Below are 25,374 nucleotides of genomic sequence, written 5' to 3' on the forward strand. Positions count from 1 at the left end.
GTTGGCCCGAACCGTTGGTAAACACATGAAACTGCTGATCGTCGAAGACCAGGCCAAGACCGGCCAGTACCTGAGCCAGGGCTTGAGCGAGGCCGGCTTCGCCACCGAACTGGCCAGCGACGGCGACACCGGCCAGCACCTGGCCCTGAGCGGCGACCACGACCTGCTGATCCTCGACGTGATGCTGCCGGGGCGCAACGGCTGGCAGATCCTCCAGGCGGTGCGCCAGGCCGGGCTGGACACCCCGGTGCTGTTCCTCACCGCCCGCGACGCCGTCGAGGACCGCGTGCACGGCCTGGAGCTGGGCGCCGACGACTACCTGGTCAAACCCTTTGCCTTCTCCGAACTGCTGGCCCGCGTGCGCAGCCTGCTGCGCCGTGGTGCCAGTGCCAGCCAGGATACCTGCCTGGCACTGGCCGACCTGCGCCTGGATCTGATCCGCCGCCGCGCCGAGCGCGCCGGCCAGCGCATCGACCTGACCGCCAAGGAGTTCGCCCTGCTCGAACTGCTGCTGCGCCGCCAGGGCGAAGTGCTGCCCAAGTCGCTGATCGCCTCGCAGGTGTGGGACATGAATTTCGATAGCGATACCAACGTCATCGAGGTGGCCATCCGCCGCCTGCGCCTGAAGATCGACGACAGCCATGCCACCAAGCTGATCCATACCGTGCGTGGCATGGGCTACGTGCTCGAAGAGCGCCACGACTGATGCGCCGCCTGTCCCTGGGCAGCCGCCTCGCGCTGCTGTTCGCCGCCTGCACCGCTGCCGTGTCGCTGGGCGCCGGCCTGCTGTTCAGCCGTGCCAGCGAGCAGCATTTCGTCGAGCTCGACCAGCAATTGCTCAACGGCCGGCTTTCGCTCATGAGCAGCCTGCTCGCCGGCGTCGCTACCCAGGAGCAACTGGTCATGCGCCTGCCGGCGCTGCTCAACGAGCTGAGTCACCAGTCCGACCTGGCCTTGCGTGTACGCGGCGCCGACGGTGCGACCTGGTTCGCCAGCCGCGGCGAACTACCGCAAGCCCCCGCCCCAACAGGCCTGGCCACACTGCACAGCAACGGGGTCGATTACCGTAGCCTCAGCGCGCCACTGATCGACGGCCAGCGTGCTTCGCCACAACTGACCCTGTTCCTCGACATCACCCACCACCAGCACTTCCTGCAAGGCATGCAGCGCTTGATCTGGCTCACCGTCGGCCTGTCGGCGCTGGCCACCGCGCTGCTCGGCGCCTGGGCCGTACGCCGTGGCCTGAAACCGCTGCGGCAGATGGGCAAGGTGGCCGCCAGTGTCACCGCCGGCTCGCTGACCACGCGCTTGCCGGCCGCCGAGATGCCCGAGGAACTGGCCGAGCTGGCCGGCACCGTCAACGCCATGCTGCAGCGCCTGGACGATGCCTTCCAGCGCCTGTCGGCGTTCTCCGCCGACATCGCCCACGAGCTGCGCACGCCGCTGTCCAACCTGCTGACCCACACCCAGGTCACCCTCACCCGCCCGCGCAGCCTTGAGGAGTATCGCGAGGCCCTGCACGGCAACCTCGAGGAGCTGCAATGGATGGCCCAGCTGGTCAACGACATGCTCTACCTGGCCAAGGCCGACCACGGCCTGCTGATGCCCAGCCGCCAGGCGCTGGACCTGGCGACGGAGGTCGATGCGCTGCTGGAGTACTACGCGCCGCTGGCCGAGGACGCCCAGGTGCGCTTGCTGCGTGAGGGCCAGGCCCACACCGAAGGCGACCGGCACATGTTGCGCCGGGCGCTGTCCAACTTGCTGGACAACGCCCTGCGCTTCACCCCTGCTGATGGTGAGATCCGGGTAAGCCTGGAGCCCGGGCTGCGCATCGTGGTGGCCAACACCGGGCCAGCGATTGCGCCGCAACTGCTTGAGCGATTGTTCGACCGCTTCTACCGGGCGGATCCGGCGCGCCAGGAAGGCAGCAGCGAGCATGCGGGGTTGGGGCTGGCGATCACCCGCTCGATCGTGCAGGCACACGGTGGGAAAATTCGGGCGGAGTGTGAAGATGGCTGGACGCGGTTCGTGATCGAGTTGCCCGCGTAGGGGCGCAAAGCGCCCCACCGGTGTTGCAATGTCTTACTCGTAACGCAACGCCATAGCCGGCTCGATCTGCGAGGCGCGGTAGGCCGGGTAGATCGTCGCCAGGAAGCTCATCACCAACCCCGCCACGCAGATAATCGCAACATCGCCCCATTGCAACTCCGACGGCAGGCTGCTGATGAAGTAGATGTCGGAGGTGAAGATATGCTGGCCGCTGACTCGCTCGAGCCAACCGACCACCGCGCTGACGTTCAGCGCCAGGATCACCCCCAGCACACCGCCAAGCAAGGTACCGACGATACCGATCAAGCTGCCCTGGACCATGAAGGTGCCCATGATCTGCGCCGGCGTGGCGCCGATGGTGCGCAGGATGGCGATGTCCGCGCCCTTGTCGTTCACCACCATCACCAGGGTGGCGATGATGTTGAACGCGGCCACGGCGATGATCATCATCAGCAGCAGGCCGATCATGGTCTTTTCCATCTTCATCGCGCTGAACAGGCTGCCCTGGGTGTGCGACCAGTCATCGGCGTGGTAGCCCTCGCCCAGGCTCGCGGCGATGGCCTTGGACACCTGCGGCGCGGCATACAGGTCATGCAGCTTCAGGCGCACGCCCTGCACCTGGCCCGGTGCCCAGCGCTGCATTTCGCCGGCATCGGCGACGTGGATGTAGGCCTGGGAGCCATCCAGCTCGGCACCTACCTTGAAGATGCCGACCACGGTCAGACGCTGCATGCGCGGGGTGATGCCGCCCGGCTCCTTGCTGATCTCCGGGACGATCAGGGTCAGCTTGTCGCCGGTATTCAGGCGAAAACGCCGAGCGGTCAATTCACCGATGACCACGCCATACTCGCCCGGCACCAGGTCCTGCAGGCTGCCCTGGACGATGTGCTGGGTGACGATGGAGACCTTGCCCTCCTCGGCCGGCTCGATGCCGGCGACCTGAATCGGCTGCATCGCCCCCTTGTACGAGAGCATGCCCTCCATTTCGGTGATGGGCGCGGCGGCCATCACCGCCGGGTTGCCTTCGGCGGCGGCGGCGACCTTGCGCCAGTCATCCAGCGGTTGCGTCCCGAGGATGGCAGCATGAGGCACCAGGCCAAGCACACGCGAACTCATCTCGCGCTGGAAGCCGTTCATTACCGACAACACCGTGATCATGGCCAGCACGCCGAGCGACAGGCCGATCATCGAGGTCATCGAGATGAACGAGATGAAGTGGTTACGGCGCTTGGCACGGGTGTAGCGAGCACCGATGAACAAGGGCAAGGGTCTGAACATGAACGGGAACACCCAAGTAGAAAATGAACCGGGGCCACCTCACGGGGCCCCGCGCAAGCGACTCAGATCGCCACCAGGTGCCCGTCTTCCAGGCTCAGCACGCGGTCCATCTGGCGCGCCAGGTTGAGGTCGTGGGTCACCACCAGGAAGGCGGTCTGCGAGTGGGTCGACAGCTCGCGCATGAGTTCCTGGATGCCCTGGGCGGTGTGGTGATCGAGGTTCCCGGTGGGCTCGTCGAGCATCACCAGGCCCGGACGGTTGACCAGGGCGCGGGCAATCGCCACGCGCTGGCGCTCGCCGCCGGACAGCTCCGCCGGCTTGTGGTTAAGGCGGTGGCCCAGGCCGACGCGCTTGAGCAGCGCCTCGGCGCGCTCGCGAGCCTCGCTGATCGGGGTCTTGCCGATCAGCAGCGGCATGCAGGCGTTCTCCAGGGCGGTAAACTCTGCCAGCAGGTGATGGAACTGGTAGACGAAGCCCAACGCGCGGTTGCGCAGCAGGCCACGCGCCCGTTCGCCCAGCGCCGACAGCTCTTCGCCGGCCAGCCAGACGCTGCCCTGCGTCGGCGTGTCGAGACCGCCCAGCAGGTTGAGCAGCGTACTCTTGCCCGAGCCGGAGCTGCCGACGATGGCCACCCGCTCGCCCGGGTGCATTTCGAGGTTCAACCCCGATAACACCTGCACCGACTCCGGGCCTTCCTCGTAGCTCTTGCCCAGGTTGCGGCAGCTCAACACGGCTTTATCACTCATGCGCGACTCACTCATAACGTAGCGCCTCTGCAGGCTGGGTGCGCGAGGCGCGCCAGGCCGGGTACAGGGTGGCGAAGAAACTCAAAACCAGCGCCGCACCGCAGACCATGTACACGTCCTGGGCCTGGATCTGCGACGGCAGGTAATCGATGAAGTACACGTCGGCATTGAGGAACTTGTGCCCGATCAGGGCTTCGATGCCGGCGATGGCGGCGCTCACGTTGAGCGCGCCGAGGATGCCCAGTACCGCGCCGATCAGCGTTCCGACCACGCCGATCACCGTCCCCTGGACCATGAAGATGGCCATGATCTGCCTGGGCGTGGCGCCCAGGGTGCGCAGGATGGCGATGTCGCCACGCTTGTCGTTGACCACCATCACCAGGGTGGAAATGATGTTGAACGCCGCCACCGCGACGATCAGCAACAACAGCAGGCCGATCATGGATTTCTCCATGCGGATCGCCTGGTACAGGTTGCCGTGGGTGCGGGTCCAGTCCCGCGGGTAGTACTCCTGCTCGCCCAGCTGCTGGGCGATGGCCCAGGTGGCGCGCGGCGCCTGGAACAGGTCGTCGAACTTCAGGCGCACGCCCTGGACCTGGTCAGCCTTCCAGCGATGCAGGCGCGACAGGTCGGCGATGTTGGTCAGGCCCAGGTAGCCATCGATCTCGCCGGCGCCGACATGGAAGGTGCCGACCACGGTGAAGCGCTTCATGCGCGGGAACATGCCCGCCGGGGTCACGCTCACCTCGGGGGCGACGAAGGTCAGCTTGTCGCCGATGCCCACGCCCAGCTTCTGCGCGGCCTTGTCGCCGATCATGATGCCCCACTCGCCCGGCGACAGTTTGTCGAGACCGCCGTCGAGGACGAACTTGTCGATGATCGACACCTCGCGCTCGCGGGCCGGGTCGATGCCGTTGAGCAGCACCTTCTGCACCTTGCCCTCATGGGTCAGCAGGCCCTGCATCTGGGTGAAGGGCGCAACCGCCAGCACCTGCGGATTCTGCTTTACTTTAGAGGCGAGGGCCTGCCAGTCGTCGATCGGCTGGCCGGTCTCCAGCGTGGCGTGAGGAATCATCCCCAGCACGCGGGTACGCATCTCGTGGTCGAACCCGTTCATCACCGACAGCACCACGATCATCACCACCACGCCCAGGGCGAGGCCGATCATCGAGGTGAGCGAAATGAACGAGACGAAGTGATTGCGGCGCTTGGCACGGGTGTAGCGCGTACCAATGAATACGAATAGAGGTCTGAACATGTCGGGGCTTGTTCGGATGAAAGGGAACGTCCTTGTGGCGAGGCGCCTACGGCGGCTTTACACTCGGACCACCGCCGTAACCTTGGGTTCGCCATGACGACATTAGACGAAGAAGATCGCCGCGAATACTACCGCATCGAAGATCGGATCGCACTTCAAATCAGCCCCCTCAGCGCGGCCGAAGCCCTTGAGACAGAACTGTTGCAGGATGATTCGGAGCTGTTCAACCTGCTCAGCGAACTGCATCTGTCGGACTTCGAGTCGCAACACCTGCTGCGCCAGCTGAGCGAGAAGGACCGCACCCTGGCCGCTTTCCTGCGCGCCCAGAACAAACGCCTGGACCTGCTCAGCGCCGTGGTCGCGCAAACCCTGATCGGCGAAATCGGCCAGCCGATGCCAGTGATCATTTCCGAAGGCGGCATCGAGTTCACCCAGGCCCGGAAGATCGCGCCCGGCACTCGGGTCAAAGTGAAGATGGTACTGATGCCCCGTGCCCATGGCCTGCTGCTGCGCGGCCGGGTCACCCATTGCGACCCGCGCCCAGACGGCGACTTCGAGGTCGGCACCGAATTCATCGACATGACCGACGCCCAGCGCCAGCTCCTGGCCCGCTACATCCTGCAGCGCCAGCAGCAGCAACGGCGCCAGGCGCTGGAACAGAACCAGCCGGATGCATAAGCCCTTTTTCCCTGATTTGAAGGAACGAACGTGACCCTGATCTATGGCCACCGCGGCGCCAAGGGCGAAGCGCCCGAGAATACCCTGCAGAGTTTCCGCCAGTGCCTGTCCCATGGCGTGGACCGCTGCGAACTCGATCTGCACCTGTCGGCGGACAACGAGCTGATGGTGATCCACGACCCCACTCTCAAGCGCACCACCGGCCGGCGCGGCAAGGTGGTCGAGCACACCGCCGCCGAGCTGGTGACCTACGACGCCCGCAAAGGCGGGCCGGGCCATGTGCAGCCCTGCCCCATCCCACGGCTCGAGGAGCTGTTCGCCAAGTGCCCGTTCGAGCATTGGCAACTGGAGGTCAAGAGCGCCTCGCGTACCCGCGCCGCCAGCACGGTGCTGGCGATCCGTGAGCTGGCCCTGCAGCACGGCCTGCTGGACAAGGTGACCATCACCTCGAGCTCACGGGAAGTGCTGGGTGCCGCCCAGGAGCTGGTGCCGGACGTGAAGCGCGGGCTGGTCGCCGAGTATGCCTGGCTCGACCCGTTGAAAGTCGCGCAGAACTACGGCTGTGAGATGCTGGCATTGAACTGGACGCTGTGCACCCCCGAGCGCCTGATCAAGGCGCAGCGCCAGGGTTTGCACGTGTCGGTATGGACGGTCAACGAACCGGCACTGATGCGCCGGCTCGCTGACTTTGGCGTGGACAGCCTGATTACAGACTTTCCCGGTTTGGCCAGGACCACCCTCGGGTAGGGCTGAAATCGGTCTCCCCGACCGGCTCAGGCCACCGGTCGGAGCCGCTCAAAAAAGCCGGTTCAGACCATCATAGGCGGCTACCCGATAGGCCTCGGCCATGGTCGGGTAGTTGAAGGTGGTGTTGACGAAGTACTTCAGGTTGTTCTGTTCGCCCGGCTGGTTCATCACCGCCTGGCCGATGTGGACGATCTCCGAGGCCTGGTAGCCGAAGCAGTGCACACCCAGGACCTCCAGGGTCTCGCGGTGGAACAGGATCTTCAGCATGCCTTGCGGCTCGCCGGCGATCTGCGCGCGGGCCATGCTCTTGAAGAAGGCCTTGCCCACTTCGTAGGGCACCTTGGCCTGGGTCAGTTCCTGCTCGTTCTTGCCGATCGAGCTGATCTCCGGAATGGTGTAGATGCCGGTCGGCACGTCGTTGACGAAGCGCCAGCTGCCGTTGTCGACGATGCTGCCGGCCGCCGAGCGGCCCTGGTCGTGGGCGGCGCTGGCCAGGCTCGGCCAGCCGATCACGTCACCGGCACCGTAGATGTTCGGCACGCTGGTGCGGTAGGTCTCGTCGACCTCGATCTGGCCACGGCTGTTGACCTTGATACCGATGTTCTCCAGGCCCAGCTTGTCGGTGTTGCCGGTCCGCCCGTTGCACCACAGCAAGGCGTCGGCCTTGATCTTCTTGCCCGACTTCAGGTGCAGGATCACCCCGTTGTCCAGGCCTTCGACACGGTCGTACTCCTCGTTGTGGCGCACGGTGATGTTGTTGTTGCTGAAGTGGTAGCTCAGCGCCTGGGAAATCTCCGAATCCAGGAAGCTCAGCAACTGGCCGCGGTTGTCGACCAGTTCCACCAGCACACCCAGGCCGCTGAAGATCGAGGCGTATTCGCAACCGATCACCCCGGCGCCGTAGACGATCAGCTTGCGCGGGGTATGGCTGAGGCTGAGGATGGTGTCGCTGTCATAGACGCGCGGGTGGTGGAAGTCGATGTCGGCCGGACGGTACGGGCGCGAGCCGGTGGCGATGATGATGTGCTTGGCGTTGAGCTTCTCGACCACGCCGTTGGGGCACACCACTTCGACGGTCTGCTCGTCGGCGAAGCTGCCGGTGCCGACGAACACATCGACGCGGTTGCGCGCGTAGTAGCCGGTGCGCGAGGCGACCTGCTTGCTGATGACCTTCTCGGCACTCTTGAGCACGTCGGGGAAGGAGAACCAGCGCGGCTCGCCGATGGCGCGGAACATCGGGTTGGTGTTGAACTGCATGATCTGCCGCACGGAGTGACGCAGCGCCTTGGACGGGATGGTGCCCAGGTGGGTGCAGTTGCCACCGACCTGGCGACGGCTGTCGACCATGGCCACCTTGCGCCCTGCTTTGGCGGCGTTCATTGCCGCGCCCTCACCGGCCGGGCCGGAACCCAGCACCACTACGTCGTAGTTGTAGACAGCCATGCGTACTCCTTCAGAACTGGCCCGCCGGCCGGATGGCCGCGGGGCGCGATCATGTCGCCGGGGCGCCATGAGAAAATTCGGGTGCAGTCTAATCAAGCGTGAACGCCGCGCACATTAACCCTTGGTCGCGTCGTAGGCCATTATTGCCTGCACTACATGTCGTTTCACCGTTTCCCTGGCCTGGATCATCCGTGGCTTGCCTTTCACTCGCCTTTCACCCGCCGCTCGAAGGCCGGCGTGGAACGGGAGACGAAACCACCCTCGACCCGGGTCACCAGCACCGCGGCGATACCGTGGGCGATGGCGAAATCCCAGCCTTGCTGCGGCCCGAGGATCAACAGCAGGGTCGAGTAGCCGTCGGCCAGCAGCGCCGAGGCGTCCAGCACCGTCACCGCCGCCAGGTCGTGGGCGACCGGGCGCCCGAGGCGGGCATCGAAGGTGTGCGAATAGCGCTGGCCATTGTCCTCGAAATAGTGCCGATAGTCACCCGAGGTCGATACGGCCAGGTCCTGCACGTCGATGACCTGGCGGGCGATCTGGCGGTCCTCGCGCGGCAGCTCCAGCGCCACCCGCCAGGCACTGCCGTCGGGCTTGCGGCCCACGGCCTTGAGTTCACCGGTGGCCTCGGCGAGGAAGTTGTCGATGCCCATGGCGCGCAGGCGCTGGGCGATCAGGTCGACGGCGTGGCCGGCGGCGATGCTGTTGAAATCCAGCTCGATGGCGGCGTCTTTGCACAGGGCCTCGCCCTCGAGGCGCAGGTGGCGGTAACCCATGCGCAGGCGCGCCCTGGCCAGCGCCTGCGGCTCCGGCACCTGCATTTCGCGAGCCTGCGGGCCGAAGCCCCAGAGGTCGAGTAGCGGCTCGACGGTAAGGTCGAAGGCGCCCTGACTCTGTTCGGCCAGGTGCTGGCCGAAAGTAACCAGCTCCAGCATGTCGGCATCGATGGGCAGGCACTGGTTGGCCGGCAATTGGTTGAAACGGCTGACGATGGAGTCGCCGCGGTAGGTGGAGTAATGCGCGTCGATCGCCTGCAGGATGCTTTCAACCGCTGCCTGCACCTGCTCCGGCGCCGGGCCGCCGGGCTGGCGCACGTACTGGATGCTGTAGCTGCTGCCCATGGTCGGGCCGCCAAAGCGCTCGAGGGTCGGGGTTGGTTTGCAGGCGGACATCAGAATGAGGATGCAGATTAAAAGCGCACGCAATCTTTAGATCTCAAGTGTCAGGACTGCCCCACGCTGAGGCCAGGCGAAAAAAAACGGGAACCCGAAGGTTCCCGTTTTCTCAACGCATTACAAGCGGATCAGCGTGGAAACGCTGGCGGGTTCACACCGGCCATGTCTTCCATCACGCGCACCACCTGGCAGCTGTAACCGAATTCGTTGTCGTACCAGACGTACAGGACAACACGGTTGTCGTTGCAGATGGTCGCCTCGGCGTCGACCACACCGGCGTGGCGCGAACCGACGAAGTCGGTCGATACCACTTCCTGGGAGCTGACGTAGTCGATCTGCTTGTGCAGCTCGGAGTGCATGGCGGTCTGGCGCAGGTACTCGTTCAGCTCTTCGCGGTTGGTGGCTTTCTCAAGGTTCAGGTTGAGAATGGCCATCGACACGTTCGGCGTCGGAACACGGATCGCGTTACCGGTCAGCTTGCCCTTGAGCACTGGCAGCGCCTTGGCGGCGGCAGTCGCGGCACCGGTCTCGGTGATGACCATGTTCAGCGGCGCGGCGCGGCCACGGCGGCTGCCCTTGTGGAAGTTGTCGATCAGGTTCTGGTCGTTGGTGAACGAGTGAACGGTTTCGACGTGGCCGTTGACGATGCCGTACTGGTCGTTGATGGCCTTGAGCACCGGCACGATGGCGTTGGTGGTGCAGGACGCCGCCGAGATGATCTTGTCGTCGGCGCTGATGTCGCCGTGGTTGATGCCGTGCACGATGTTCTTCAGCGCGCCCTTGCCAGGTGCGGTGAGGATCACGCGGGCGGCGCCCGGGCAGGCCAGGTGCTGGCCGAGGCCGTCGGCGTCACGCCATACGCCGGTGTTGTCGACGATCAGCGCATCGTGGATGCCATACTGGGTGTAGTCGACTTCGCTCGGGCTCTTGGCGTAGATCACCTGGATCAGGTTGCCGTTGGCGGTGATGGTGTTGTTGGCTTCATCGATGACGATGGTGCCGTCGAACGGACCGTGCACCGAGTCGCGGCGCAGCAGGCTGGCGCGCTTGACCAGGTCGTTCTCGGCGCCCTTGCGCACGACGATGGCGCGCAGGCGCAGGCCGTCGCCGCCACCGGTCTTCTCGATCAGGATGCGCGCCAGCAGGCGGCCGATGCGGCCGAAGCCGTACAGGACGACGTCGGTGCCCTTGCGTGCGGAAGCGTTCTGCTGACCCACGACGTCGGCCAGCTCGTCACGGACGAACTGCTCGGCGCTGCGGCCATTGCCTTCGGCCTTGAACTTGTTGGCCAGCTTGCCCAGGTCCACCGAGGCGGCGCCCAGCTTCAGCTCGCTCATGGCCTTGAGCAGGGGGAATGTCTCGTGGACGGACAGCTCGGTCTCGTCGGTCTGACGGTGACGGGCAAAGCGGTGGGCTTTGAGGATCGAGATAACCGAACGGTTGATCAGGCTGCGGCCATAGATCGAGCTCACCACGTTGTTGTTGCGGTAGAGCTGACCGATAAGCGGGATCATCGCTTCAGCCAGGGCTTCACGATCGATCCACTCACCAAGACACTGGTCGGGCTTCTGAGTCACGGTAACCTTCCACATGTAGGGGAACAAAAAAGGGGCTACATTATGACGCCCCGCGGCGTATCGGGCAATGAGCGCCTGTCGCCGGCGCCAACCCCCGTCGCCAAGCCCTTTCGAACCTGACAGCGCGCCTCGTCACCGGTACAATCGACCTCTTTGCCGCAACGCTTGGAGTCCGATCTCCCGTGTCAGTTCTGCGCCTACCGCAAATGTCGGCCACGGCCGGCAAACAAACCTGGGGCAACCTGCCCGGCGCGGCCTTGAGCCTGGCCGTCGCCGAGGCTGCCAGTACCGCCGGTCGCTTCACCTTGCTGCTGACCGCCGACAGCCAGGCGGCCGACCGCCTGGAGCAGGAACTGCGCTTTTTCGCGCCGGAACTGCCGGTGCTGCCCTTCCCCGATTGGGAAACCCTGCCCTACGACCTGTTCTCGCCGCACCAGGACATCATCTCCCAGCGCATCGCCAGCCTCTATCGGTTGCCGGAGCTGAGCCATGGCATTCTCGTCGTGCCGATCACCACCGCCCTGCACCGCCTGGCCCCCACGCGCTTCCTGCTGGGCAGCAGCCTGGTGCTGGACGTGGGCCAGAAGATCGACGTCGAGCAGATGCGCGCGCGCCTGGAAGCCAGCGGCTACCGCTGCGTCGACACGGTCTACGAGCACGGCGAGTTCGCCGTGCGCGGCGCGCTGATCGACCTGTTCCCGATGGGCAGCAAACAGCCGTACCGCATCGACCTGTTCGACGACGAGATCGAGACCCTGCGCACCTTCGACCCGGAAAGCCAGCGCTCGATCGACAAGGTCGACTCGATCCGCCTGCTGCCGGCGCGCGAGTTCCCCATGCAGAAGGACGAGGTGACGCGCTTCAAGGCGCGCTTCCGCGAACGCTTCGACGTCGACTTCCGCCGTAGCGCGATCTTCCAGGACCTCACCAGCGGCATCATCCCCGCCGGCATCGAGTACTACCTGCCGCTGTTCTTCGAAGAAACCGCCACCCTGTTCGATTACCTGCCGGCCGACACCCAGGTGTTCTCGCTGCCGGGCGTGGAACAGGCCGCCGAACACTTCTGGAACGATGTGCGCGGGCGCTATGAAGAGCGCCGCGGCGACATGACCCGGCCACTACTGCCCCCTGCGGAACTGTTCCTGCCGGTGGAGGATTGCTTCGCCCGCCTCAAGCAATGGCCACGGGTGGTAGTCAGCGCCGAGGACCTCGACGCCGGCGCGGGGCGCGAGCGCTTCCCCGCCCGCGCCCTGCCCAACCTGGCCATCGAGGCCAAGGCCCACCAGCCGCTGGCGGAACTGGCCAACTTCCTCGACCAGTTCAGCGGCCGCGTGCTGTTCACCGCGGAGTCCGCGGGCCGGCGCGAAGTGCTGCTGGAGCTGCTCGAACGCCTCAAGCTGCGCCCGCAGACGGTCGACAGCTGGGCCGACTTCGTCACCGGCGGCGAGCGCCTGGCGATCACCATCGCCCCCCTGGACGACGGCCTGCTGCTGGACGACCCGGCCATTGCCCTGGTAGCGGAAAGCCCACTGTTCGGCCAGCGCGTGATGCAGCGCAGGCGCCGCGAGAAACGCGGCGAGGCGGCCAACGACGCGGTAATCAAGAACCTCACCGAGCTGCGCGAAGGCGCGCCGGTAGTGCACATCGACCATGGCGTGGGCCGCTACCTGGGCCTGGCCACCCTGGAAATCGACGGCCAGGCCGCCGAGTTCCTCACCCTCGAATACGCCGAGGGCGCCAAGCTCTACGTGCCGGTGGCCAACCTGCACCTGATTGCCCGCTACACCGGCAGCGACGACGCACTGGCCCCACTTCACCGGCTGGGCTCCGAGGCCTGGCAGAAAGCCAAGCGCAAGGCCGCCGAGCAGGTGCGCGACGTCGCCGCCGAGCTGCTCGATATCTATGCCCGGCGCGCCGCGCGCAAAGGCTATGCCTTCGCCGACCCGGCCGCCGACTACGCCACCTTCAGCGCCGGCTTCCCGTTCGAGGAAACCCCCGACCAGCAGACCGCCATCGAGGCCGTGCGTGCCGACATGCTCGCCGGCCAGCCCATGGACCGCCTGGTGTGCGGCGACGTCGGCTTCGGCAAGACCGAGGTGGCCATGCGCGCCGCCTTCATCGCCGTGCACAGCGGCCGCCAGGTGGCGGTGCTGGTGCCCACGACCCTGCTCGCCCAGCAGCACTACAACAGCTTCCGCGACCGCTTCGCCGACTGGCCGGTGAAGGTCGAGGTGATGAGCCGCTTCAAGTCGGCCAAGGAAGTGGCCAGCGCCGCAGCGGATCTTGCCGAGGGCAAGATCGACATCCTCATCGGCACTCACAAGCTGCTGCAGGACGACGTGCGCTTCAAGGACCTGGGCCTGGCCATCATCGACGAGGAACACCGCTTCGGCGTGCGCCAGAAAGAACAGCTCAAGGCGCTGCGCAGTGAGGTTGACATCCTGACGCTGACGGCCACGCCGATTCCGCGCACGCTGAACATGGCCGTGTCGGGCATGCGCGACCTGTCGATCATCGCCACGCCCCCGGCGCGGCGCCTGTCGGTGCGCACCTTCGTCATGGAGCAGAACAAGAGCACGGTTAAGGAAGCGCTGCTGCGCGAACTGCTGCGCGGCGGCCAGGTGTACTACCTGCACAACGATGTGAAAACCATCGAGAAGTGCGCGGCCGAGCTGGCCGAACTGGTGCCCGAGGCACGCATCGGCATCGGCCACGGGCAGATGCGCGAACGCGAGCTCGAGCAGGTGATGAGCGACTTCTACCACAAGCGCTTCAACGTGCTGATTGCCTCGACCATCATCGAGACCGGCATCGACGTGCCAAGCGCCAACACCATCGTCATCGAGCGCGCCGACAAGTTCGGCCTGGCGCAATTGCACCAACTGCGTGGCCGGGTCGGGCGCAGCCACCACCAGGCCTATGCCTACCTGCTGACCCCGCCGCGCCAGCAGATCAGCGCTGACGCCGAGAAACGCCTGGAGGCCATCGCCAATACCCAGGACCTGGGCGCGGGCTTCGTCCTGGCCACCAACGACCTGGAGATCCGCGGCGCCGGCGAACTGCTCGGCGAAGGCCAGAGCGGGCAGATCCAGGCGGTCGGCTTCACCCTGTACATGGAGATGCTCGAACGCGCGGTCAAGGCCATCCGCAAGGGCACCCAGCCGAACCTCGAACAGCCGCTGGGCGGCGGCCCGGAGATCAACCTGCGCCTGCCGGCGCTGATCCCCGAGGACTACCTGCCCGACGTGCATGCGCGCCTGATCCTGTACAAGCGCATCGCCTCGGCAGCCGACGAAGAGGGGCTCAAGGACTTGCAGGTGGAGATGATCGACCGCTTCGGGCTGCTGCCGGAGCCGACCAAGAACCTGATGCGCCTGACCCTGCTCAAGCTGCAGGCGGAAAAGCTCGGCATCAAGAAGGTCGATGCCGGCCCCAACGGCGGCAAGCTCGAATTCGAAGCCGAAACCCCGGTCGACCCGCTGACCCTGATCAAGCTGATCCAGGGCCAGCCCAAACGCTACAAGTTCGAAGGCGCGACCCAGTTCCGCTTCCTGGTGCCGATGGAACGCCCCGAAGAACGTTTCAACACCCTGGAAGCGCTGTTCGAGCGCCTCACCCCACAAAATCCATAAGGAAGCTTCATGCGTGCCATCCGTTGCCTGACCCTGCTGCTGGCCCTGCTCACGCCAGCTGCCTTCGCCGCAGGCCCCTACCAGGTGGAAATGATCCTGGTGCGGCAGAACGCCGTGCCGGCGATCACCAGCCCGTTCGCCCCGGAAGACTGGAGCGCCGGCGCGCCGCGCCTGGAAAAAGGCGCCGAGCGCCCGACCGGCCTGGGTGACGAAGTCACCCGCCTGCAGGCCACCGCCGATTACACCGTGCTGCTGCACAAGGCCTGGCAGCAGGATGGCGAAACCGTTGCCCTGAGTGCCGGTGACGAACAGTTCGGCCACTTCCCGATCGAGGGCAACCTGAGCATCCAGGAAAGCCGCTTCATCGCCGTGGACGCAAACCTCTGGGTCAACCAGCTCGACAGCAATGGCAGCGTGCTGCGCAGCGAGCAATTCAAGCAGAGCAACAGCAACATGAAAGCCGGGCAGCTGACCTTCCTCGATGGGGGTCACCTGGCCGTGCTGCTCAAGGTATCTCCTGCCGGCATGCGCAAGATGCCACTGCCGGATCCGGAAATGATGGAGCAGTGAAACCGTGAACGCCGATGTGCAGAAGCTGGTAGCCGAGAATCGGAGCTGGAAGCGCGACTTTTCCGCGGCCACCCTGCAACGTGGCGAGCGCTACGCCGAACAGGGCCTGGTGCAGATCCAGTCCCACGGCGAATCTCGCATCGATTCAACCTGCCGCGGCAGCGGCGGCAATGTCTACCGCCAGCGGATCATCATCACTGCGCGGCCATCCGGGCAATGCCACGTGCGCGGCAACTGCTCCTGCCCGGTCGGCGAAAACTGCAAGCATTGCGCCGCCGCGCTCTACACCCTGGCCAGCAGCTACGGGCGTGGTGCGGCCAGCGGCGAGCAACTGCCTCATCACCTGCAGCATTGGCTGCAGGGCCTGGAGCAGCCCACCCCCAGGCAAGACGGCGCTGAAGACCGGCGCGGGCGCATGGTCTGTTACGAGTTGATGCTCGTCGATGACCACAGCAGCTGCGCGCTGCGCGTGCGCAAGGGTACTCGCGAAGAGCACGGCATCCGCTACAGCCGCATCCATTCGTTATACGAATTGCTTTACGAGCCGCCAAAGTACGTCAAGGAGGAAGACCTGCGCATCCTGCGCCAGCTCTCCGCGCAGAACGCACCCTACGGCCAGGAACGCGGCTACACGCTCAAGGGTCATGAAGGCGGCGAGTTGCTGCAGCGGGTGCTGGACACCGGGCGCCTGATGTTCATCGAAGGGCTGCCGCTGCTGCAACAGGGCGCGGAACGCCGGGCACAGTTCCGCTGGGTTCGCCTGGACAATGGTGACTACCGAGGCATGTGGTACTGCGGCGAGCAGCCGCTCAATTGCATACTGCCGCTGATACCGCTGTTCTATTTCGATATCGATACCAAGGAAGTCGGTACCGTCAGCCACGACCTGGACCCGCATACCGCCCTGCAGCTGTCCCTTGCCCCCGATGTACCGGAACACCTTATCGTGCCTCTCAGCCACAAGCTCAACGCGCTCAACCATCGCCTGCCGACCCCCACCGCCGTGCAGGAAGAACAGCTCGACGGCATCGAGCCAACCCCGCACCTGACCCTCGGCAGCCTCGAATTCAGCGCCTACACGCCCAAGACCGGGCGCATGCAACGCCAGATGCAGCACCGCGCCGCGCTGGCATTCGACTACGACGGCCTGCGCGCCAGCAGCAGCGACGACAAGCCACTCAGCCGCCTGGTGGGCACCACCAGCCAGCGCATCCAGCGCCAGCCACAGGCCGAGCAGGCCCTGCGCAAGGCCCTGCGCGACCACGGCTTCAAGGTGGCCACCCGCCAGAGCAAGGCCCTGCCCGACAGCGCCGGCGAAATGTACCAGTTGCCCGACGACGAAGCCTGGCTGCGCTTCGCCCGCGAGGGCCTGCCGCGCCTGCGCGAGGCAGGCTGGGTGATCGACGTACACCGCGACTTCGCCTTCAACCTGCACGAGGTCGACGACTGGTATGCGACCATCGAGGAAGCGCCAGGCCACGAATGGTTCGACCTCGAACTGGGTATCGTGGTCGACGGCCAGCGCCACAGCCTGCTGCCGATTGTCCTGCAGTTGCTGCGCACCAGCCCGGAACTGCTGCGGCCCAGCGAACTGGCGCGGCGCAATGATGACGAGCACCTGCTGATCGACCTCAACCGCGCCCGCCATGACGGCCCGGCGTTGCGGGTCGCCCTGCCCTACGGGCGCATCAAGGCGGTGATGGGCACCCTGGGCGAGCTGTACCTGCACGACGACGCCGTGGGCCCGAGCCTGCGCCTGGACCGCACCGATGCCGCGCGCCTCAATGACATCGACCACCTGCCGCTGCAATGGGAAGGTGGCAGCCATGTGCGCGACCTCGGCCGGCGCCTGCGCGACGCCCGCGACCTGCAGGTGACGCCGCCCGAAGGCCTGAACGCCACATTGCGCCCCTACCAGCAGCAGGGCCTGAACTGGCTGCAAGCCCTGCGCGAAATGGGCACCGGCGGCATCCTCGGCGACGACATGGGCCTGGGCAAGACCCTGCAGACCCTGGCCCACCTGCAGCTGGAGAAGGAAAGCGGGCGACTGGAACATCCGGCGCTGGCGGTGATGCCCACCAGCCTGGTGCCCAACTGGCTCGACGAAGCCCGGCGCTTCGCCCCCGGCCTGCGCGTGCTAGCCTTGCATGGCCCGGGCCGCAACAAGCACTTCGCCAACCTCGCCGAGCATGACTTGGTGCTGACCACCTACGCCCTGGTCCCCCGCGACCTGGAGCCACTCAAGGCCCAGCCCTGGCACCTGCTGGTGCTGGACGAGGCGCAGAACATCAAGAGCAGCACCAGCAAGGCCGCCCAGGCCGTGCGCGAGCTGCAGGCCAGCCAGCGGCTGTGCCTGACCGGCACGCCGATGGAGAACAACCTCGGCGAGCTGTGGTCGATCTTCCATTTCCTGATGCCCGGCTGGCTGGGCGACAGCAAGCGCTTCACCCAGGAATACCGTACCCCGATCGAGCGCCACGGCGACGCCGAGCGCATGGCCCACCTGGCCAGCCGCATCCGCCCGTTCCTGCTGCGCCGCACCAAGGAACAGGTGGCCACCGAACTGCCGGCAAAGACCGAGATGATCCACTGGGTCGAGCTCAGCGACGCCCAACGCGACACCTACGAGGCGCTGCGGGTGGCAATGGACAAGAAGGTCCGCGACGAGATCGCCCGCAACGGCGCCGCGCGCAGCCAGATCGTCATCCTCGACGCACTGCTCAAGTTGCGCCAGGTGTGCTGCGACCTGCGCCTGGTCAAGGGCACCGAGGCCAAGGGCTCGTTCGCCGACAAGGGCAAGCTGGGCAGCCTGCTGGAGATGCTCGAGGAGTTGCTCAGCGAGGGGCGCAAGGTCCTGCTGTTCTCGCAGTTCACCTCGATGCTGGCACTGATCGAGTTCGAGCTGGAGAAGCGCGGCATCCGCTACAGCCTGCTGACCGGCGACACCCGCGACCGTCGCGCCCCCGTGCAGCAGTTCCAGAATGGCGACAGCGAGGTATTCCTGATCAGCCTCAAGGCCGGCGGCACGGGGCTTAACCTGACCGCCGCCGACACCGTGATCCACTACGACCCGTGGTGGAACCCGGCCAGTGAAAACCAGGCCACCGACCGCGCCTACCGCATCGGCCAGGACAAGCCGGTGTTCGTGTTCAAGCTGATCACCCGGGGAACGGTGGAAGAGAAGATCCAGCAGTTGCAGCAAGAGAAGGCGGCACTGGCAGCCGGGCTGCTCGACGGCGGGCAGGCCGGGCAATGGCGGTTGGGGGATGAAGAGATCGAGGCGCTGTTCGCGCCACTGCCGGGTAAACGAAGCAAGTAAAAGCCCGCTGCCACTAACCCTCAGGGCTTCGTGGCAGCGGGCTTGGCCCGCGAGAAGGCCAGCGAGGTCAGTCGACCAGCTGGGCTTCCTTCAACGCCCCCAGCGCCTCCAGCCAACGCGGCTGCTGGCGGTAATCGGTACGCGCAAAGCCCTGCCCGCGCATCCGTGCAATCCGCGGCGACGGCTTGACCTTCATGCGCTGCGCCGCGCTCAGCGCCAGCTCGGCCGAAGCCCGGTCATTGCACACCAGGCCCATGTCGCAGCCCGCGCTCAGCGCGGCCTCGATGCGGCTGGCGGCATCGCCCACCACGTGGGCGCCAGCCATGGACAGGTCGTCGCTGAAGATCACCCCGTCGAAGCCCAGCTCGCCGCGCAGGATGTCCTGCAGCCAGCGCCGGGAGAAGCCGGCCGGCTGGTTGTCGACCTGCGGGTAGATCACGTGGGCCGGCATCACCGCCGCCAACTGGCCGCTCAAGCGGGTGAACGGCACCAGGTCGGCTGTGCGCAGCTGTTCCAGGCTGCGCTCATCGACCGGGATCGCCACATGGGAATCGGCCTCGGCCCAGCCGTGACCGGGGAAATGCTTGCCACAGGCGGCCATGCCCGCGGCATTCATGCCACGGATGAAGGCGCCGGCCAGTTCGGTGGCCCGCTGTGGTTTGCCTTCGAAGGCGCGGCTGCCGACCACCGCACTGCGCTGATGGTCGAGGTCCAGCACCGGGGCAAAGCTCAGGTCCAGGCCTACCGCCAGCACCTCGGTGGCCATCAGCCAGCCGCACTGCTCGGCCAGGTATTCGGCATTGGCGTTGTCGGCGATGGCGCGCATGGCCGGCAGGCGCACGAAGCCCTGGCGCAGGCGCTGGACCCGCCCGCCTTCCTGGTCCACGGCGAGGATCAGCTCGGGACGGATGGCGCGAATCGAGGCGCACAACTCGCGCACCTGGCGCGGGCTGTCGATGTTGCGGGCAAAGATGATCAGGCCGGCCACTTCGGGCTGGCGCAGCAGATGGCGGTCTTCGGCGGTCAGCCATTTACCGGCGATGTCCACCATCAGGGAGCCTTGCAGGCTGGCAGTCATAGGGAGTCCTTCATTGGAGATCCGGAGGTCGCGCAGACGCACGCACACATCGGACAACGCGGTGTCCGATGGTTCAGTGGCGAAGCTGCCGTGCTGACGGGAATTGCGGCGGGGGCGAATTCAGGCATGGGCGCTAGCTTAGCGCAAGCGCCCTGCCCCGCCCAGTGCTCAGACCTTGGCGGGCGCGCCGGACTTGCTGCGTGGGCGCAACTGCGCCGCGGCCATGGCCTCGTCGGTGACACCGCTATCGGCACGCATGCCTGCGGCCAGGAACGGCACCATCAGGCGCATGACCTGCTCGATCGAGGTGTTGATGCCGAAGTCGGTTTCGGCGATGGCGCGCAGGGCCTTGATACCCGACATGCTGAACGCCGCGGCGCCGAGCATGAAGTGCACGCGCCAGAACAGCTCCAGTGGCGGAATGCGCGGCGCGGCCTCGTTGACCAGCAGCATGTAGCGGCGGAACACCTTGCCGTACATGTCTTCCAGGTAACGGCGCAGGTGCCCCTGGCTCTCGCTGAAGGCCAGGCCCAGCAGGCGCATGAAGATCGACAGGTCGTTGTTGCTGCGCGGTTGCACCACCAGGGCCTGCTCCACCAGCATTTCCAGCAGTTCCTCGAGCGAGGCCTTCTGCTCGGGACGCGCCTGGTGGCGGTCGAGCTCACGCTCCAGGCTGGCGCAGAAAGGGCCCAGGAAGCGGGAAAAGACCGCCTGGATCAGGGCTTTCTTCGAACCGAAATGGTAGTTCACCGCCGCCAGGTTGACCCCGGCCTTGCTGGTGATCAGCCGCAATGAGGTTTCCGCGAACCCGCGCTCCGCGAACAGCTGCTCCGCCGCATCGAGGATGCGCTCAACGGTTTCCGATTGGGCCATGACTACTCCGCCTGACAAACAGTTGTTTGAAACATACGTTTCAAGCCTGATTATGTCAAGGCTCAGTGACTGGGTGGTCGCTCATTTAAACACAGCCACAAGGCATTGAATGCGCACGCTTTGCAGCGGTTGTGCGGCAAGGAAGCTTGCAGCTTGCCAGCCACTGTATATAATCCCAGTCACTGTATATAAAGACAGAGCCCTCGCCCATGCTGAAACTGACGCCACGCCAAGCCGAGATTCTGGCTTTCATCAAACGCTGCCTCGAAGACAACGGCTTCCCGCCCACCCGCGCCGAAATCGCGCAGGAGCTGGGCTTCAAGTCGCCCAACGCCGCCGAGGAGCACCTGAAAGCCCTGGCCCGCAAGGGCGCCATCGAGATGACCCCTGGCGCCTCTCGCGGTATCCGCATCCCCGGCCTCGAGCCCAAGCAGGAGGACAGCGGCCTGCCCATCATCGGCCGCGTCGCCGCCGGTGCACCGATCCTCGCCGAGCAGCACATCGAGGATTCCTGCAGCATCAATCCGGCCTTCTTCCATCCGCGCGCCGATTACCTGCTGCGGGTGCACGGCATGAGCATGAAGGACATCGGCATCTTCGACGGCGACCTGCTCGCCGTGCACACCACCCGCGAAGCCCGCAACGGCCAGGTGGTGGTAGCCCGTATCGGCGACGAAGTGACCGTCAAGCGCTTCAAGCGCGAAGGCAGCAAGGTCTGGCTGATCGCCGAGAACCCCGAATTCGCCCCCATCGAAGTAGACCTGAAGGAACAGGAGCTGGTGATCGAGGGCTTGAGCGTCGGCGTCCTGCGCCGCTGAACCAGGAGGCGTCATGCAGCCGTTCACCCATGCACCCCAGCAAGCCCAGTTGCCGCTGTTCGAGGCCTTCCTTGCCCAGCCAGTGCTGCCAGGCCTCAAGCCCAGCGAGGCGCCGCGCAAGAGCAGCCAGCCAGAGCTGTTCAGCGAGCTGGCCCTGCGCGGCGCGCCAGGGCACTGCCAGAGCTTGCTGGCGCCGATCCTGCGCGAACTCAGCGAAGAAGACGACAGCCGTTGGCTGACGCTCATCGCCCCACCCGGCAGCCTCACCCAGGCCTGGTTGCGTGATGCCGGCCTGAACCGCGAACGCATCCTGTTGCTGCAACCCGGCGGCAGGCAGACGGCCCTGCAACTGGCTTGCGAGGCGCTGCGCCTCGGGCACAGCCATACCGTGGTCAGCTGGCTGGGCACCATCAACAGCAACGCCCGCCAACAGCTGCAGCGCGCAGCGGCCAGCGGAAACGCACAAAGCCTGAACATCCGCCTCGGCTGATGTTCAGGCTTTGCCTGTCAAACGCTTGAAACCCTGGGCCGCTACCGTGGCTCAGTGAAGGACGCGCGGCCCCTCTTCTCGCTCGAAGTCGCCTTCAACCAGGCGGCCGGCCATTTGCACACCAACGCTGAGCATGGCCTTGGCCACTTCCACATGCTGTCCTTGCAGGAATGCCTTGGCATCCTCGGAAAAATCCAGGGTTACCAGGGAGCCTTCATCTTCGGCGCGGCGCAGCTCGATCCGGCCATCAGGCAACTCGACAATTTCTAGAAAGGACGTTGACATAAAGGGCCTGCTTTTCACGAAAGGCCGCTAGTGTACCAGCCATGGAAGCGCTCAGCACTCACTCAGCGCATCGCGGAATCGTCTCACCAGGCTTTTCAGGTTCTGCCGCCAGGCCTCCAACTCCTCCCGGGAAAGCTCGGCCGGCTCAGGCTCGTCCAGATTGACGGCCTGGATCAGCGGCTGGGTAACGTCACCCTTGACGGTTTTCTTCGCGACCGGTGGTCGGAACAAATCGGCATAAGCCGCCAGCAGACGCGCCAGCCAGGTTTCCGGCTGGCGGGCCAGCTCCAGCAGCTCGGCCATTTCCGGGATCGCCACGCTCTGCAGCACCTCGTCGCTGAACAGCAATTCCGCCCGTGCCGCCGAGGCCTGGGGCAGGCGGTAGAAGCCGGCGATCTCGTGGCACAGCCCAAGCAGCGCGCCATACAGGTGGAACAGCGCCGACTCGCGCTCGGCCTGGAGCAGCCCCTGGGCATTCAGCGCCTGGCTGTCCGCGGCCTTGGCCATGGACTCCAGCGCGAGGCCGGCGAAGAACAGTTTCTGGTTGGTGCGGGTGTAGAGTTCCTGGGCCATTTCGACTGACTCCTGAAGGCTGCAAGGCGATTGCCTGCAGTTTCAGGGATTGCGCTTTGCTTGTCATCAAATGAGTGGGGCTGCGGAGCGGCCCCAGTCACGCCTTCAGATCAGCGCTTGTCTTCGACCTTCCACGCCTTGCCGTCGTAGAACGCCTTCCAGCCGGTAGGCTTGCCGTCCACCTCGGACTGCACGTACTGCTCCTTGGTCTTGCGGCTGTAGCGGATCACCGTCGGGCGCCCTTCCGGGTCCTTCTGTGGCGCTTCGCAGAGGAAGTGATACTTCGGATCGATCTCGTGCTTGTGCGGGACGATCTCCAGCACCAGCGGCGCACGGGTTTCGCGGTTTTTCGGGAACTGGCTGGCCGCCAGGAACAAGCCCGAGGCACCGTCACGCAGCACGTAGGTATCGTCGACCTTCTCGCACTTGAGCTCTGGCATGTCCACCTTGTCCATCTTCGGTGGCGCCGCCTCGCCGCTCTTGAGCAGCTTGCGGGTGTTCTTGCAGCTTGGGTTGGTGCAGCCGAAGAACTTGCCGAAACGGCCGGTCTTGAGCTGCATTTCGCTGCCGCACTTGTCGCATTCCAGGCTCGGGCCTTCGTAGCCCTTGATGCGGTAGTTGCCTTCCTCGATTTCGTAGCCGGCGCAATCCGGGTTGTTACCGCAGATGTGCAGCTTGCGCTTCTCGTCGAGCAGGTAGGCATCCATCGCCGTCGAACAGATCGGGCAGCGGTGCTTGCCGCGCAGCACCAGCGACTCGGACTCGCCCTCGTCGTCGGCGGCGATTTCGTCGCCCGGCACCAGGTTGACCGTCGCCTTGCAACGCTCCTTCGGCGGCAGGCTGTAACCCGAGCAGCCGAGGAACACACCGGTGGACGCGGTACGGATCATCATCGGCCGGCCACATTCCTTGCACGGAATGTTGGTCAGGGTCGGCTGGTTGGCACGCATGCCGTGCTCGCTGGACTCGGCGGTCTGCAACTTCTTGTTGAAGTCGCCATAGAACTCGTCGAGGACGTTCTTCCAGTCACGCTCGCCCTGGGCCACGTCGTCGAGGTTCTCCTCCATGCCGGCGGTGAAGCCGTAGTCCATCAGGTTGGCGAAGCTCTCGGACAGGCGCTCGGTGACGATGTCGCCCATCTTCTCGGAATAGAAGCGGCGGTTGTGCAGCGTGACGTAGCCGCGATCCTGGATGGTGGAAATGATCGCCGCATAGGTGGATGGGCGGCCGATACCGCGCTTTTCCATTTCCTTGACCAGGCTGGCTTCGGTGAAGCGCGCCGGCGGCTTGGTGAAGTGCTGGCTGGGATCGAGCTGGATCAGCTTGAGCGCCTCACCCTGGGCCATTTCCGGCAGCACATCGTCTTCGCCCGGCTTGCTCTGCTGCGGCAGGACACGGGTGTAACCATCGAACTTGAGGATCCGGCCCTTGGCGCGCAGCTCGAACTCACTCGCCACCACGGTGACGCTGGTGGACAGGTACTGCGCCGGCGGCATCTGGCAAGCCAGGAACTGGCGCCAGATCAGCTCGTACAGGCGCTCGGCGTCACGCTCCATGCCACTGAGCTTAGTGGGGTGGGTGCTGACGTCGGACGGGCGGATCGCTTCGTGCGCCTCCTGGGCCCCTTCCTTGCTGCCATATACGATGGGCGCGGCAGGCAGGTACTGCTTGCCGAACTCCTTCTCGATGTAGCTGCGGGCCATCTCGACGGCGTCGGTCGACAGGTTGGTCGAATCGGTACGCATGTAGGTGATGTAGCCGGCTTCATACAGACGCTGGGCCATCATCATGGTCTTCTTCACCCCGAAGCCCAGGCGGTTGCTTGCGGCTTGCTGCAGGGTGGAGGTAATGAACGGTGCCGAAGGCTTGCTGCTGGTCGGCCGGTCCTCGCGCTTGCTCACGCTGTAGCTGGAGGCCTTGAGCTTCTCCAGCGCGGCCATGGCCTGGGCTTCGTTGAGCGGCTTGAACGCCTCGCCCTTCTCGCGGGCCACTTCGAAACGCACCTTGGCGTTCTTGGCAGTGCCCAGGTCGGCGTGGACTTCCCAGTATTCTTCCGGGTTGAAGGCACGGATCTCGCGCTCGCGCTCGACCACCAGCTTCACCGCCACCGACTGCACGCGGCCGGCGGACAGGCCACGGGCGATCTTCGCCCACAGCAGCGGCGAGACCATGTAGCCGACCACGCGATCAAGGAAACGCCGCGCCTGCTGGGCATTGACCCGATCGATATCGAGCTCGCCCGGCTGGGAGAAGGCTTCCTGGATGGCTTTCTTGGTGATCTCGTTGAACACCACGCGCTTGTAGCGGCTGTCATCGCCGCCGATGGCCTCGCGCAGGTGCCAGGCGATGGCTTCCCCCTCGCGATCCAAGTCGGTTGCGAGATAGATGGTGTCGGCATCCTTGGCCAGGCGGCGCAGTTCCTCGATGACCTTCTCCTTGCCGGGAAGGATCTCGTACTTGGCCTTCCAGCCCGCCTCGGGGTCGACGCCCATGCGTGCGACCAGGGTGCGGCGCGCCTTCTCCTTCGGCGACAAGGCCGGAGCCTCGGCCGCGGCCTTGCCGCGCTTGGCCGCCGGTTCCTTGCTCGCACTGGCGGAACCGCTGGTGGGAAGGTCACGGATGTGGCCGATACTCGACTTCACCACGTACTGGCTGCCCAGGTACTTGTTGATGGTCTTGGCCTTGGCCGGGGATTCCACAATGACCAGCGATTTGCCCATGGATCGGAGTATTCCTGAATCTGAAGATGAAAAACGCGTCAGGTGCCGGACGCGGCACCGCTATATAT

General features: G+C 65.4%; 20 protein-coding genes. 9 read left to right on the plus strand and 11 right to left on the minus strand.

Translation table 11 applies throughout. From position 1 onward, the window contains the following. Positions 1-25 precede the first annotated feature (25 nt). Positions 26-706, plus strand: a complete 681-nt coding sequence (locus BMY03_RS06155) for a heavy metal response regulator transcription factor (protein WP_038705756.1) — start codon at positions 26-28, stop codon at positions 704-706. Then, positions 706-2,049: a heavy metal sensor histidine kinase gene (locus tag BMY03_RS06160; RefSeq protein WP_177182889.1), complete on the plus strand. Its 1,344-nt coding sequence runs from the start codon at positions 706-708 to the stop codon at positions 2,047-2,049. The genes BMY03_RS06155 and BMY03_RS06160 overlap by 1 nt, the downstream gene beginning before the upstream one ends. A gap of 33 nt (positions 2,050-2,082) precedes the next feature. Here the strand turns inward: BMY03_RS06160 and BMY03_RS06165 are convergent, their stop codons facing one another. The 3 genes from BMY03_RS06165 to BMY03_RS06175 form a co-directional block, all read right to left on the minus strand. Continuing rightward, complete coding sequence (locus tag BMY03_RS06165; protein ID WP_038707473.1) at positions 2,083-3,327, minus strand: lipoprotein-releasing ABC transporter permease subunit; 1,245 nt, start codon at positions 3,325-3,327, stop codon at positions 2,083-2,085. Between the two features lie 62 nt (positions 3,328-3,389). Further along, complete coding sequence (gene lolD, locus BMY03_RS06170; protein WP_177182890.1) at positions 3,390-4,073, minus strand: lipoprotein-releasing ABC transporter ATP-binding protein LolD; 684 nt, start codon at positions 4,071-4,073, stop codon at positions 3,390-3,392. 7 nt (positions 4,074-4,080) lie between these two features. After that, positions 4,081-5,331, minus strand: coding sequence for a lipoprotein-releasing ABC transporter permease subunit (locus BMY03_RS06175; protein WP_094010551.1), 1,251 nt, complete (start codon positions 5,329-5,331; stop codon positions 4,081-4,083). A 93-nt stretch (positions 5,332-5,424) separates the two neighbouring features. Here BMY03_RS06175 and BMY03_RS06180 point away from each other — a divergent pair, with 93 nt between their 5' ends. Next, complete coding sequence (locus BMY03_RS06180; protein WP_023631591.1) at positions 5,425-6,009, plus strand: PilZ domain-containing protein; 585 nt, start codon at positions 5,425-5,427, stop codon at positions 6,007-6,009. A gap of 30 nt (positions 6,010-6,039) precedes the next feature. Continuing rightward, on the plus strand, positions 6,040-6,756 hold the full coding sequence (locus BMY03_RS06185; protein WP_038705752.1) for a glycerophosphodiester phosphodiesterase: 717 nt from the start codon (positions 6,040-6,042) through the stop codon (positions 6,754-6,756). A 48-nt stretch (positions 6,757-6,804) separates the two neighbouring features. Here the strand turns inward: BMY03_RS06185 and sthA are convergent, their stop codons facing one another. The 3 genes from sthA to BMY03_RS06200 form a co-directional block, all read right to left on the minus strand. Next, positions 6,805-8,199, minus strand: coding sequence for a Si-specific NAD(P)(+) transhydrogenase (gene sthA / locus BMY03_RS06190; RefSeq protein WP_023631920.1), 1,395 nt, complete (start codon positions 8,197-8,199; stop codon positions 6,805-6,807). 203 nt (positions 8,200-8,402) lie between these two features. Beyond that, the gene (locus BMY03_RS06195; protein WP_376786929.1) at positions 8,403-9,368 is read right to left on the minus strand and encodes an FAD:protein FMN transferase; all 966 of its coding nucleotides are present in this window, start codon (positions 9,366-9,368) and stop codon (positions 8,403-8,405) included. A gap of 131 nt (positions 9,369-9,499) precedes the next feature. Further along, a complete protein-coding gene (locus BMY03_RS06200) occupies positions 9,500-10,963 on the minus strand; it encodes a glyceraldehyde-3-phosphate dehydrogenase (protein ID WP_038705750.1) in 1,464 nt (487 codons plus the stop codon). A gap of 167 nt (positions 10,964-11,130) precedes the next feature. On the opposite strand from BMY03_RS06200, the gene mfd reads away from it, so the two are divergent. From mfd to BMY03_RS06215, 3 genes are read left to right on the plus strand one after another with little or no spacing between them, the layout of a single operon-like run. Further along, the gene (gene mfd, locus BMY03_RS06205) at positions 11,131-14,580 is read left to right on the plus strand and encodes a transcription-repair coupling factor (protein WP_038705749.1); all 3,450 of its coding nucleotides are present in this window, start codon (positions 11,131-11,133) and stop codon (positions 14,578-14,580) included. Between the two features lie 9 nt (positions 14,581-14,589). Next, positions 14,590-15,150, plus strand: a complete 561-nt coding sequence (locus tag BMY03_RS06210; protein WP_038705748.1) for a CsiV family protein — start codon at positions 14,590-14,592, stop codon at positions 15,148-15,150. A 4-nt stretch (positions 15,151-15,154) separates the two neighbouring features. After that, positions 15,155-18,469: a DEAD/DEAH box helicase gene (locus BMY03_RS06215; RefSeq protein WP_081941222.1), complete on the plus strand. Its 3,315-nt coding sequence runs from the start codon at positions 15,155-15,157 to the stop codon at positions 18,467-18,469. Positions 18,470-18,536: 67 nt separating this feature from the next. Here BMY03_RS06215 and nagZ read toward each other — a convergent pair whose 3' ends face one another. Together nagZ and BMY03_RS06225 are read right to left on the minus strand one after the other, a co-directional pair. Further along, positions 18,537-19,535 (minus strand): beta-N-acetylhexosaminidase, encoded by a 999-nt coding sequence (gene nagZ, locus BMY03_RS06220; protein ID WP_177182894.1) that lies wholly within the window; start codon positions 19,533-19,535, stop codon positions 18,537-18,539. 180 nt (positions 19,536-19,715) lie between these two features. After that, the gene (locus BMY03_RS06225; RefSeq protein ID WP_094010553.1) at positions 19,716-20,420 is read right to left on the minus strand and encodes a TetR/AcrR family transcriptional regulator; all 705 of its coding nucleotides are present in this window, start codon (positions 20,418-20,420) and stop codon (positions 19,716-19,718) included. A 209-nt stretch (positions 20,421-20,629) separates the two neighbouring features. On the opposite strand from BMY03_RS06225, the gene lexA reads away from it, so the two are divergent. Both lexA and sulA read left to right on the plus strand, forming a co-directional pair. Beyond that, complete coding sequence (gene lexA / locus BMY03_RS06230; protein WP_023632613.1) at positions 20,630-21,238, plus strand: transcriptional repressor LexA; 609 nt, start codon at positions 20,630-20,632, stop codon at positions 21,236-21,238. Between the two features lie 13 nt (positions 21,239-21,251). After that, entirely contained in the window at positions 21,252-21,728 is a 477-nt protein-coding gene (gene sulA / locus BMY03_RS06235) for an SOS-induced cell division inhibitor SulA (RefSeq protein WP_038705746.1), read from the plus strand. Positions 21,729-21,779: 51 nt separating this feature from the next. On the opposite strand, the gene BMY03_RS06240 is transcribed toward sulA, so the two are convergent. The 3 genes from BMY03_RS06240 to topA all read right to left on the minus strand — a co-directional run bounded on the left by BMY03_RS06240 (position 21,780) and on the right by topA (position 25,306). Next, positions 21,780-22,013, minus strand: a complete 234-nt coding sequence (locus tag BMY03_RS06240) for a hypothetical protein (RefSeq protein ID WP_023630868.1) — start codon at positions 22,011-22,013, stop codon at positions 21,780-21,782. Between the two features lie 51 nt (positions 22,014-22,064). Then, complete coding sequence (locus tag BMY03_RS06245; protein WP_023630869.1) at positions 22,065-22,586, minus strand: DUF6586 family protein; 522 nt, start codon at positions 22,584-22,586, stop codon at positions 22,065-22,067. A gap of 110 nt (positions 22,587-22,696) precedes the next feature. Further along, positions 22,697-25,306, minus strand: coding sequence for a type I DNA topoisomerase (gene topA, locus BMY03_RS06250; RefSeq protein ID WP_094010554.1), 2,610 nt, complete (start codon positions 25,304-25,306; stop codon positions 22,697-22,699). Positions 25,307-25,374: the final 68 nt, after the last annotated feature.

The sequence above is a fragment of the Pseudomonas soli genome (assembly GCF_900110655.1).
GTDB lineage: Bacteria > Pseudomonadota > Gammaproteobacteria > Pseudomonadales > Pseudomonadaceae > Aquipseudomonas > Aquipseudomonas soli.